This is a genomic window from Candidatus Micrarchaeia archaeon, from assembly GCA_041650355.1.
Classification (GTDB): Archaea; Micrarchaeota; Micrarchaeia; order Anstonellales; family Bilamarchaeaceae; genus JAHJBR01.
In genome coordinates, this window is sequence record JBAZLI010000028.1 from 1 (window position 1) to 10,597 (window position 10,597).

A 10,597-nucleotide genomic window follows, 5' to 3' on the forward strand; every position below is an offset into this window, starting at 1 on the left:
CTTTACAAGTACGACCCGCTCACGCTTTTCGGGAACAGGGAGCGCATAGAGGAGCGCGAGGCTTCGGAAGTCTGGGAAGGCGCCCCGAAGAGAGTAAAGGTGAGGAATCCCGCCTTCGACGCGACGGCGGCGCGGTACGTGAACGGGTACGTGACCGAGCTGGGAGTGGTGCCTCCGCAGGCCCTTTTCGGCATAGCGATGGCGAAGCTCGGGCTCAGGGTGGACGGGTGATACGCATGGCTGCCAAATCTGGAAATCCTGGAAACGGGAAAAAGAGGAACGGGAATGGAACGACCATGCACAAGCCCGGCGAGAAGGTGTATGTTGAAAGGGAAAGGAAGAAAGTGGATGTGTGGAGGCTGAAGCCGTACATCGTGCAGGCTAGGAAAATCAACATTTACACCGGAAAAAGGATCGTGGTGCTCAACAAGCGCGAGGCCCAGCAGAATGACATTTACGCCGGATACCGGGAAATCATCCAGTTCAAGGGAAAGGAGATGGCGGTTGTTGTTGACGTTTCAGGGGACGAAGTAGTGAAGCCCGGCGAGGTCGGGATATTCAGGGACGTGAGCGACGCGCTCGAAATCGGGGACGAGGATATAGTGGAAATCATACATCTCAACAGGCCGGCTTCGCTGGAGTACATAAAGAAGAAGCTGGATAAGAAGGAGCTCAGCGCTGCCGAAATAGAGACAATCATCCGCGAGCTGATGGACAACAAGTTGAGCGAAGCGGATCTGGCCGCTTGGGTCTCCGGGATGTACGTGAACGGGCTGAGCGACAGCGAGATTGTGGCGCTAACCATGAATATAGTCGCAAGCGGGGAGAAGCTGGAGCTGGGAAAGGACCTGGTGGCAGACAAGCATTGCATAGGCGGAGTCGCAGGGAATCGGACCACGATGATTGTAGTGCCCATAATTGCGGCGGCCGGAATTTACATACCGAAGACCTCGAGCAGGGCGATAACCAGCCCGGCCGGGACCGCGGACACGATGGAAGTGCTCGCGAAAGTGGATTTCAAAATTGATGAATTGAGGGATATAGTGCTCAAGGCCCACGGGGCCATAGTGTGGGGCGGCGGGCTGAACCTCGCGAGCGCAGACGACAAGCTGATAAAGATAAGGAATCCTCTCAGCCTGGACCCGAGAGGGGTTCTGCTTTCCTCCATACTGGCGAAGAAAAAGAGCGTGGGCGCGAGGAACGTTGTGATAGACATACCCATCGGGAGGGGCACCAAGGTGGGCTCGATGAACGAGGCCCAGGAGCTGGCGCAGGACTTCCTGAAGATAGGGCGGATGCTGGACATGAACGTGGAGGCGCTCATCACCGACGGGAGCGAGCCCATAGGGAACGGGATAGGGCCCGGGCTGGAGTGCTGCGACGTGCTCCAGGTGCTCGAAGGGACCGGGCCAGAGGACTTGAGGCACAAGAGCCTGATAATAGCCGGGAAGCTCATCGAGCTTTCGGGCAAGGTGGAGAAAGGGAAGGGTTACGAGGTCGCGGAGCACTTCGTGGACAGCGGGAAGGCGCTCGCGAAGATGAAGGAGATCATTGAACTGCAGGGCGGGGACCCGAAGGTGAAGAGTTCGGACATGCCGGTAGGGCAGTACGTTTACGGGGTGAAGGCCGAGCGCGGCGGCAAGATAAGCCATATAGACAACAAGTCCATATCCAAGATTGCGAGGATTGCAGGGGCTCCGGGGGACAAGGGAGCCGGGATCAGGCTGCATCACCTCAAAGGGGACAGGGTGGAGCCCGGGAACCCGCTGTTCACCATTTACGCTGAAAGCGAGGCCAAGCTGGATTATGCGGTAAAGGCGCTGGAGACGCTCGAGCCCGTGGAACTGCAGAGAATGCTGCTCGACACCGTGGTTGAGGGTGAATCCAGCTCGCGGCGCGATGAGGATAACGGATGTGTTCGCAAGGGAAGTGCTGGATTCCAGGGGAAACCCCACTGTGGAGGCCGAAGTGAAGACTCAGGGGGCGTTTGCAAGGGCGATAGCACCGAGCGGCGCGAGCACAGGGGTGCATGAGGCGCATGAGTTGCGCGACGGAGGGAAGCGCTTCCTGGGCAAGGGGGTGCTGAACGCGGTGCAGAACGTGAATGGGATAATTGCGCCTGAACTCATTGGCATGGAGGTTTCCGAGCAGCAGAAAATTGATAAGAAGATGATTGCGCTCGACGGGACCGGGAACAAGAGCAACCTGGGCGCGAACGCGATGGTTGCGGTTTCCATGGCCGCGATGAAGGCCGCGGCCTGCGAGAAAAAGAAGCAGGTGTACCAGCACCTCGGGGGGAATATTCTCCCGGTGCCCATGATGAACATCCTGAACGGGGGGAAGCATGCGGGGAACTCGCTCGCAATCCAGGAATTCATGATAATACCGAAATGGCCCAGGAGCTTCAGGAACGCGATGGAGATGGCTTCGGAAACGTACCACGTGCTCGGGAAGCGGCTTGAGAAGAAGTACGGGGCGGGCGCGAGGAACGTCGGGGACGAGGGAGGATTTGCGCCGAACCTGAAGGACTGCGCATGCGCGCTTGAAGAGATAATCTCCGCGGTCGAGGAAGCCGGGTACGGGAATGAAATTGGCATAGGGCTGGACGCGGCCGCGAGCTCTTTTTACGACGCGAAGAGCGGAAAATACTTCATAGACGGGAGGAGGCTGGATTCCGGCGCGCTCATGGACTATTACGCTGAAATAGTGCCGAAATACAGGATAATAAGCGTCGAGGACCCGTTCCACGAGGAGGATTTCGGCTCTTTCGCGGCTATGACTGCGAAGTTGGGCGCGAAAGTCCAGATAGTAGGGGACGATTTGCTGGTAACTAACCCGGAGAGGCTAGGGGTTGCGGTGAAGAGGAAAGCGGTGAACGCACTCCTGCTAAAACTGAACCAGATAGGCACCGTGAGCGAGAGCATGAAGGTCGCGGAGATGTGCAGGAAAAATAACATCAGGGTGGTGGTGAGCCACCGCTCCGGGGAAAGCGAGGACAGCTTCATAGCGGATTTCGCGGTCGGGATAGGGGCAGGGCAGATAAAGGCCGGGGCGCCCGCGAGAGGGGAACGGACCGCGAAGTACAACCAGCTTTTGAGAATAGAAGAGGACCGGCATGCGGTAATGGCGAGAGTGTTCTGATGTCCGCGCGCCTCTGGATGCTCAAGATACTTGACGGCCTGCTCACTCTGCTCGGAGAAATAGTGCTGTTTTTCGGCATGTACTCTTTCATTTCCGCGCGCGAGTTCGGCCTTGTGGGCTTCGGGCTGTTCCTGGTCCTGCTGGGCCAGCTTGCAGGAGTGAACGCGATAAGGTACGAGGACGGGAAAAAGCTGGTTTTGTTCTACGGGGAAATGCTGGAGAACATAGGGAGGCAGTTCGCGTACCCGCTCTTCATTTTCGTGATTTACCTGATGAGTAAGAGTCAGCTCCTTTTGGCGCTCGCGTTCACGTTCACGCTCGTGGCTTTGATCAAGTCGCTGGTTTCGGTTTACAAGGGGAAGATGATAGAGGGCTCTGGCATCATCACCTAGAGCTGTCGCCTATCAGCTTCTTCATCCTCGCGTCTATCTCCACCTCGCGGAATTTCGAGATTGAATAGAGCGTGTAAAATCCTATTGAAATGCCGACCCACATGAAGAACACTGTCATGAGACGACCGAGGGTGGTTTTAGGCACGACGTCCCCGTAGCCCACGGTGGTCATTGTGGCGCTCATGAAATAGAGCGAGGTGAGCCAGTCCCAGCCTTCCACGTAATGGTATGCGACGAAGCCCAGGGTCAGGAAAATAGTGGCGAGCGAAATCGCGAAATAGAGGCGTTTGCGGTTTTCGCGCGCGAAAAAGTCGGCGCGGTCCGGCGAAACGCCCTTTTTCTTCATTCTCTCTCGGGTAACGTTGAAAACGTTCATGGAGAAGAAATGCGAATAACATATATATTGCTTTCTGGAGAATTCAGCACATGCTTTTCTCCATGCTCGCCTCGGCTTTCGAAGAGGTGGAAAAAAGGAGCGGCAGGCTGGAGATGACGGACCTGCTGGCAAAAATGTACGGCGATGCAGAGCCCGAGGAAGCTAGGAAAATCACTTACCTAATCCAGGGAATCCTCGCGCCGCCGTACGAGGGAATAGATTTGGGGATGGGGGAAAGGTTCGCGGTGCAGGCCATTTCAAGCGCTACGGGCTATGCAGTAAAAAAAGTTGACGCTGATTACAGGAAGCTCGGGGATTTGGGGCTGGTTGCAGAGGCTCTGCTTTCAAAGAAAAAACAGCAGGCGCTTTCTGCCCGGGAGATGAGCGCTTCCTACGTTTACGACTCGATGCTCAGGATTTCCAAATCCGCTGGAGCCGGAAGCCAGGACATGAAGGTAAAGCTGCTCGCGGAAATGCTGAACAATTCAACCCCGCAGGAGGGCAAATTCATAGTGCGGTTCGTTACAGGGCAGCTGAGGCTTGGCGTCGGGGACGCAACCATATTGGATGCGCTTTCATTCACTGCGGCAGGGGACAAAAGCCTTCGCGAGGGATTGGAAAGGGCGTACAACCTTTGCTCTGACTTGGGGATGGTGGCAAGGAGCTTCCTCAATAATCCAGAAAGCATAGGGAAGTTCCGCATAGAGCCTTTCAAGCCGATACGGCCTGCGCTTGCCGAGCGTCTGGCGACCCCGGAGGACATATTCGCGAAATTGGGCGAATGCGCAATTGAGAACAAATTCGACGGATTCAGGATGCAGGTGCACAAGAGAGGAAAGAGCGTTGAGATATATTCGAGGAAGCTTGAAAAAATCACGTTCATGTATCCGGACGTCGTGGAGGCTGTGCGCGCGATAAAGGCAGGGGAAATTATATTTGAAGGCGAAGCGCTCGCGTTCAACGAAAAGAAGAACAGGTTCTACTCGTTCCAGGAAACGATGCATAGGAGGAGGAAGTATGGAATCGGGGAAAGCGCGAGGGAATACCCGCTTTACGTTTACGCGTTCGACATTTTGTATCTGGACGGGTATGATTATACGCAGAGGAGCTACTCCGAACGCAGGGAGGCATTGGAAAACATATTTCCGAGCGGACTGTTCAGGGTTTCGGAAAAGAGGATTGCGAAGAGCAGCGGGGATATAGAAGAGGCGTTTGCGCATTCGCTCGAGCAGGGGCTTGAAGGCATAATGGCTAAGGATTTGAACGCGCCATATGTTGCGGGAGCGAGGAAATTCGCGTGGATAAAGCTCAAGAAAAGCTATGGGAAATCGGTGGATACTGCGGATGTTGTCATAGTGGGCTATTATCTGGGGAGGGGGCAGAGGGCTGAATTCGAGTTCGGCGGACTGCTGGGAGCAGTGTACAACACCGAGAGCGGAAAGCTGGAAACGATTGCGAAGATAGGCTCGGGCTACAGCGAGGGGGAGATGCGCAGTCTGGAGGAAATGCTCTCGGAAATAAAAACCCCTGAGCCGCCCGTTGATTTGGATTGGAAAATAAAGCCGGATTTCTGGGTGAAGCCCAAGTACGTGGTGGAGGTTGCGTTCGATGATATAACGCTGAGCCCCACGCACACCTGCGGAATGAGGAGGGACAAGGGGTACGCGCTCAGGTTTCCGCGCATGATGAGGATGAGGGCTGACAAGGACGCGAAGGAAGGCACTACCACGCAGGAAGTGATAGAGATGTACCAGGTAATGAAGGGGAAAAAATAATTCCGCGTTTTTTCAGACGAGCTTGAGCCCGCGTATTCCGTCGAAGCTGGCGCGGTCTTTTGTGAAAAGCAAGACGTTGTTGGCGATGCACATGGCTGCGTTGAGCGTGCTCTTGGTGCTGCGCGTGTTGCCGTGGCGCAAATCCTCCTTTATTATGCGGGCCGCGGCCTCCGAAGCACTCGTATCCAAATCCATAACTGAAACGTAATTGAGGAATTCTGAAACCACGTCCTGCTTTTCCACCGCGCACCGCAGCTCGAAAAGAGTGAGCGAGGTTATGCACATGTCCTCGGTTGAGTACATCTTTATCTTCTGCTTCGTGTTCTCGTCCCCTGTGAGAAAGTCGAAAACCACGTCGGATGAAAGACAAATCTTGGTTCCAGCCATGTGAATCTACCTGGTGCGCCCGGGCATCTAGAATCCCCTCCGCATCCTGTCCAGCAGCCTGCGATCCACATCTTCCCTGCTTACTGAACCTGAGAGCACGAACATGTTCGTGTTTTTTCTGCGCTCCTGGTTCTCGACGCTGAGGAGGTATTCTATCGCCTCTGAAAAGCTCATCTGCTTGTCCCTTTTCACTCTGAAAAGCCCTGCATAAACGTCGTCGCGTATAGTGATTACTTTTACCATGTTAAAACCTCATGGGTTGCGGTTTTTCTTTGGGGTGAAACCCTCAGACCTTTCTTTTTCCCAAAAAGAAAGGGATATGGGGCATAAACGTCGTCGCGGATGGTGATTACTTTTACCATATCATCTCCTACTTAGTCGCAGTATCTGGTGTTTATGGAGCCGGGTCGCTCCGATTAAAGACATTTAGTAAATACATTTAAAAGTTTAATCTATGAGAACAGGGATAGAGTTGTAGATGATTGAACAAATTATGAAATGTTATCCGACGTAAAAATCAAGTTATTTAAATGAAACTCAAGACTAACGACACAGGCGAACCAGGTGATTGAGAATGGATGACTTAATAAGATCTGTGACAGGGGAAAGCAGCGCGAGCGCAAGCTCGAATACGGATGCGGACAGCTCGGACCAGATTAAAATAGTGACGGTCGGAGTGGGCGGCGGTGGAAACAACACCATAAACAGGCTCATAAAGAGCGGCGTGAAAGGCACTGAGCTTGTGGCAATAAACACGGACAAACAGCACCTTAACGTTATGCACGAAAGGGCGAAGAAAGTGCTCATCGGAAAGAGCATAACCAAGGGATTGGGCGCTGGCGGCTACCCTGAGATAGCTGCAAAAGCGGCTGAGATAGACAGGGCGGTCATAGAGAAGGAAATAGACGGGGCGCACCTCGTATTCGTTTGCGCGGGCATGGGCGGCGGAACCGGCGGCGGAGCGACCCCGATTGTGGCGCAGATTGCGAAGGAGCAGGGCGCGATAGTTGTTGCGATGGTCACTTATCCGTTCGCTCTCGAAAGGGCGAGGAAGAAGAGGGCTGATGAATGCATTGCAGCGCTCAAGAAATACTGCGACTCGGTAATCATACTGGACAACAACAGGCTCGTGCAATTGGTCCCGAATCTCCCGATGCAGGAAGCGTTCGCGGTTGCGGACGAGATTCTCTCGAGGGCGATAAGCGGGCTTGTATGGACCATTACCCAGCCGTCGCTGATTAACATAGACTTCGCGGACGTGAGGGCTATCATGCAGGGCGGAGGAGTCGGGTTCATCGCGGTCGGCGAAGGAAAAGGAACCGACAAGGTGCGCGCGGCTGCCGAAAGCGTGGTCAAGAACAGGCTGCTTGACGTGGAATTCGAGGGTGCGAAAGGCGCGCTCATCCACATATCAGGCGGAAGCGACCTTACGCTCGGAGACGCGATAAAGGCCGGCGAAATAATCACCGAGAGGATGGACGCGGAAGCGAACGTGAAGTGGGGCGCGAGGATACTGCCCAACTATGAGGGCAAGCTCGAAATCGTTGCCATTGTCACGGGCGTGAAAGGCGCTTCCATCGGCGGCTCGTCTTACCAGAGCGAAGATGAAATGAGCGCGAGCCACCTTTATGCGGGAGACCTTGAGGTCCTCGCATAATTTTTTATTTTTCTTTTTAATTTTCTCTTTCTTATTTTTCTACGCTCCTATTCTATTTCTGATTTCGAGTGACGAGTTTGTTATGTAACTATAGTTACATAGCCACTGGAAAGCACCCCATCATTTTCTTTTTAAAGCGCAGCAATGCCCCATTCTAGCAGGTGACCAACATGGAAATGAATACGCAAACAGTAAGGAAGCTGGTGTCCCTGGGATACATGGCAAAGGAGAATGAATTGGACATGGACGACGTGCTGGAGATGGTGGAGAAAGGCTTCATCGCAATCCAGCCGCAGAGGCAGATGGTGCTGGCCTGATTCGAAACATCAGATTGGAAAAACGAATCAGACAACAATAAATCAGATGTTTTTCATTTCCTTGAGCATTTTCTCGAATTCCTTCATGCCAGCGGGACTATGGAGCCCGACATTATCTCGAGCTTCACCAAACCCCCTCCTTCGGAAGCCGAGTTTATCGTGTCCTCGAAATCCTTCTTCTCCTCCGCATTTTCGAACAGGAGAATCACGAGGCCTTTCTGCATCGCTTTGAGCGCGAGCGCGAGCTTCTCCTCCCGCGCCTCCACAGAATCCATCAGGTAAACGAAAACGTCCTGACCTATGACCTTGAGGTACATGTCGCACTGCACCTTGTCATCGGACTTGCTGAATGGGATTGCCTCGTTTATGCATATGTCCCTTATCTTCCTCTGCATCGCGAGGTGCTTTATGGTGCGCCCGGTCTCCTCCTCCCAGGAAGACAGGCCGTAGTAATTTAGCGCGGACTTCACGCTCCCCTTAGATATGAGAGTCTCGAGTATGTACTCCAGGTTGTAATCGCTTATGAATATGGGCTTGTCCTGGTAGATTATCCTCTTGAACCCCTTCTTTATCTCCTCGAGCGTGAGCGGCGTGTTCTTCCACCTGTAATCCTCGTTGACCCTGGCCATGATGCCGAATATCGTGTCCTTCTTCACAGGTATTTTCATGCTCGAGAGCGGCGGGAAATCCGGTATGTCCAGCGCGAACTCCTCTTTCTGGAGCAGGCGCGCGATGTATGGCGATCCTCCCACCAGCAGCAGGGCCAGTGCGCCCATGAACCAATATATAGGATTTTCCCAGAACTGGGTGCTCACGTAGCGCTCCACCTGGACTTCTTTCATGTATTCGCCGAATTCGAAAACGAACTTGTGCTTGCCCGGAGCGAGCTGCTCGTCCCTGAGGTCGGGCTTCATGTTTATGCCGAAACTGCCGGTGTCCCTGAAGTAGTACGTGAACCTGTCATCCACGGTGACTTTTGTCCTTTTCACGACTATCGACTGCCCCTGGGTCGAGAGCGCGGAAAAATTGAATATGGATTTTCCGAAATCGGACTGCGTGCTGACCAGGTTAATCCCTATGACCTCAAGCGCCATTCTCGCGTACGGGGTTCCTGATTCGTCCACTATGGAAGCGAGGTATATCCCCTCGTCGAGCCTGAGTTTGGCCGGGAACTGCCTGGGCGGGCCTGAAAGCGGAATCTTCTGCGAACCTTCTGCAAGCGGGTCCAGTTCAACTTGGGTGCCGTTGACGTCAGTTACGGACATGAAAAGCCTTTTTTCCTGCTGGCTGGTCTCGTTCAGGGTTCCAACCATCATAGTGTCTGATTCAGTAACTTTTCCTGATACCGCGGCGGTGTAGTCTTCGCGGTAATAGAGGCTTCCCTTGACTTCGGATGCAAGATAGAGCATCATGAGCCGTTCCGAAACCCCGCCTTCCTTGTTCGATGCAATCACGCGTGAAACCACGGTTTTCTCCTGGCCTTCGAAAGGCGTGCTCAGGAAGAACGAACGCGCGGTGCCGTTGGAAATAGGGGGCGCGGCCTCGACGGATGCTTGCGGGGATGTCCACAGCATCTCAGCAATTATCTTTTCCACGTCCTGGGCCGCCAGGTCGGGCTTGCTCTCCCACCCCGGGTCGAGCATCTGGGGCACGAATATGACGGCTCCGGTGCCGCTCTGCGCCCCTATCTTGCTGACCGCGCCGTAGAGGAGCGCCTCGTTGCTCGATGCACGCACCTTGTACATGCCGGACTTGAGGTTGAGCTGGGTTCCTGGATTCAGGTTGGCTGATTCGAAAATGAATGGGAGCTTGGATGCGAAGTCCGGCCTCACGCCCCTGTTGGGGCCTGACTCAGGAATGGAAAACCCGTTCTGGTCGAACTGCTGGCCTATGTAGAGCACCACTACGCCCCGCTGGACGAGCGAGAGCAGGTTGGCGCCCCCGGGCGCGGTCATCTTCTCAGGTATGAGGCCGCTGGGGACTATCAGCAGGGAGCCTGAAGGAAGCGTGTCAAGCTGGGCCAGGTTTATCTCGTTGAGCGGCAGGCCCTTTTCCGCCAGCCGTTTCTTTAGGAGGAACTTGAACTGCTGGTACGTGGTCGCCTGCTCCATCCTGCTGTTGAGGATGAAGACCTGGTTCGGGACCCGGCCGCTGTAAGTAGAGGTGCGCACTTTCAGCGCGTCCGCGCCGGATGAGGATATCGCGAGCTCGTAGTACGCGGAATTCATGCGCTTCACCAGGCCTCCGCTGCTCGCAATGCCGCTGCCCAGCAGGGTTGTGTTAAGCGCGGGCGAAACATAAGTGACGTTCCCGCCGGCCGCGGGCGGGGCCTGGAAAGACGCGGAGAGGATGAAGTTCACCGCGAGGAACGCAATCACCAGGAGGATTACCGCGACGAGGGCCTTTACTGGCGTTATCCCTGCGGATTTCGGAAAAGAATCCTTGATTGCCTCTGAAATCAGGTCTATCGGCCGCTTCTCCCTTATCCTGAATTTCCTTTTGTACGAGTATTTCTTGCGCAACTCGCACTTGTAGGTCTGCTTCCGGTTTTT

General features: G+C 54.4%; 11 protein-coding genes. 7 read left to right on the forward strand and 4 right to left on the reverse strand.

The window, feature by feature from the left end; genetic code table 11:
* The 4 genes from WC488_02820 to WC488_02835 form a co-directional block, all read left to right on the forward strand.
* Positions 1-231: ribose 1,5-bisphosphate isomerase (locus tag WC488_02820; GenBank protein ID MFA5077334.1), on the forward strand; the 231-nt coding region annotated here is incomplete at its 5' end.
* 5 nt (positions 232-236) lie between these two features.
* A complete protein-coding gene (locus WC488_02825) occupies positions 237-2,033 on the forward strand; it encodes an AMP phosphorylase (GenBank protein MFA5077335.1) in 1,797 nt (598 codons plus the stop codon).
* Positions 1,930-3,141 carry a phosphopyruvate hydratase gene (gene eno / locus WC488_02830; GenBank protein MFA5077336.1) on the forward strand — a complete coding sequence of 404 codons (1,212 nt, stop codon included), beginning with the start codon at positions 1,930-1,932 and terminating at the stop codon, positions 3,139-3,141. Before WC488_02825 ends, eno begins: the two co-directional genes overlap by 104 nt.
* Positions 3,141-3,533: a hypothetical protein gene (locus WC488_02835; GenBank protein MFA5077337.1), complete on the forward strand. Its 393-nt coding sequence runs from the start codon at positions 3,141-3,143 to the stop codon at positions 3,531-3,533. Before eno ends, WC488_02835 begins: the two co-directional genes overlap by 1 nt.
* Here the strand turns inward: WC488_02835 and WC488_02840 are convergent.
* Positions 3,526-3,909 carry a potassium channel family protein gene (locus WC488_02840; GenBank protein MFA5077338.1) on the reverse strand — a complete coding sequence of 128 codons (384 nt, stop codon included), beginning with the start codon at positions 3,907-3,909 and terminating at the stop codon, positions 3,526-3,528. The genes WC488_02835 and WC488_02840 overlap by 8 nt on opposite strands.
* Positions 3,910-3,959: 50 nt before the next feature.
* On the opposite strand from WC488_02840, the gene WC488_02845 reads away from it, so the two are divergent.
* On the forward strand, positions 3,960-5,684 hold the full coding sequence (locus WC488_02845; protein ID MFA5077339.1) for an ATP-dependent DNA ligase: 1,725 nt from the start codon (positions 3,960-3,962) through the stop codon (positions 5,682-5,684).
* A gap of 12 nt (positions 5,685-5,696) precedes the next feature.
* Here WC488_02845 and WC488_02850 read toward each other — a convergent pair whose 3' ends face one another.
* Both WC488_02850 and WC488_02855 read right to left on the reverse strand, forming a co-directional pair.
* Positions 5,697-6,071, reverse strand: coding sequence for a type II toxin-antitoxin system VapC family toxin (locus WC488_02850; protein MFA5077340.1), 375 nt, complete (start codon positions 6,069-6,071; stop codon positions 5,697-5,699).
* 27 nt (positions 6,072-6,098) lie between these two features.
* On the reverse strand, positions 6,099-6,314 hold the full coding sequence (locus WC488_02855) for an antitoxin VapB family protein (GenBank protein MFA5077341.1): 216 nt from the start codon (positions 6,312-6,314) through the stop codon (positions 6,099-6,101).
* 331 nt (positions 6,315-6,645) lie between these two features.
* Between WC488_02855 and ftsZ the strand changes: the two genes are divergently transcribed.
* Entirely contained in the window at positions 6,646-7,728 is a 1,083-nt protein-coding gene (ftsZ, locus tag WC488_02860; protein ID MFA5077342.1) for a cell division protein FtsZ, read from the forward strand.
* Positions 7,729-7,898: 170 nt separating this feature from the next.
* Complete coding sequence (locus WC488_02865; protein MFA5077343.1) at positions 7,899-8,045, forward strand: hypothetical protein; 147 nt, start codon at positions 7,899-7,901, stop codon at positions 8,043-8,045.
* A gap of 83 nt (positions 8,046-8,128) precedes the next feature.
* Here WC488_02865 and WC488_02870 read toward each other — a convergent pair.
* Positions 8,129-10,597: hypothetical protein (locus WC488_02870; protein ID MFA5077344.1), on the reverse strand; the 2,469-nt coding region annotated here is incomplete at its 5' end.

Coding starts and splice junctions, on each gene's coding strand:
- WC488_02825 (MFA5077335.1), top strand. CDS start 237: ATGGCTGCCAAATCTGGAAATCCTGGAAACGGGAAAAAGAGGAACGGG.
- WC488_02835 (MFA5077337.1), top strand. CDS start 3,141: ATGTCCGCGCGCCTCTGGATGCTCAAGATACTTGACGGCCTGCTCACT.
- WC488_02840 (MFA5077338.1), bottom strand. CDS start 3,909: ATGAACGTTTTCAACGTTACCCGAGAGAGAATGAAGAAAAAGGGCGTT.
- WC488_02845 (MFA5077339.1), top strand. CDS start 3,960: ATGCTTTTCTCCATGCTCGCCTCGGCTTTCGAAGAGGTGGAAAAAAGG.
- WC488_02850 (MFA5077340.1), bottom strand. CDS start 6,071: ATGGCTGGAACCAAGATTTGTCTTTCATCCGACGTGGTTTTCGACTTT.
- WC488_02855 (MFA5077341.1), bottom strand. CDS start 6,314: ATGGTAAAAGTAATCACTATACGCGACGACGTTTATGCAGGGCTTTTC.
- ftsZ (MFA5077342.1), top strand. CDS start 6,646: ATGGATGACTTAATAAGATCTGTGACAGGGGAAAGCAGCGCGAGCGCA.
- WC488_02865 (MFA5077343.1), top strand. CDS start 7,899: ATGGAAATGAATACGCAAACAGTAAGGAAGCTGGTGTCCCTGGGATAC.